The organism is Chitinophaga sp. GbtcB8, assembly GCF_019091455.1.
In the GTDB taxonomy this organism is placed as follows: domain Bacteria; phylum Bacteroidota; class Bacteroidia; order Chitinophagales; family Chitinophagaceae; genus Chitinophaga.
In genome coordinates this window covers 1-242 of sequence record NZ_JAGXJN010000343.1, presented here as the reverse complement: position 1 = coordinate 242, position 242 = coordinate 1, and the positions used below count along the sequence as shown (strand labels likewise).

Annotated in this window: 1 protein-coding gene; it reads left to right on the top strand. The window is 53.3% G+C overall.

The features are described 5' to 3' along the window. Positions 1–242: zinc finger domain-containing protein (locus KVT36_RS32040; RefSeq protein WP_305858849.1), on the top strand; the 242-nt coding region annotated here is incomplete at both ends.

Sequence of the window (242 nt, the reverse complement as noted above, 5' to 3'; positions counted from 1 at the left end):
CCCTACCTATGAGGAGGTCGCCCAAGGCGCCAACAAAAAGAATAAAGTTAAAAAACACGTTCCCTGCTCCCACTGTAATGGGGTGGGTGCAAAAGGTAAAAACGCTTTCCAGACCTGTTATACCTGTGGGGGAACCGGGCAGCGAAGAAGGGTAACCCAAACCTTTTTGGGACAAAAGCCAACGGTAACCCCCTGCCCCACCTGCCAGGGTGAAGGCCAGATCCTTACCAGCAAATGCGGCC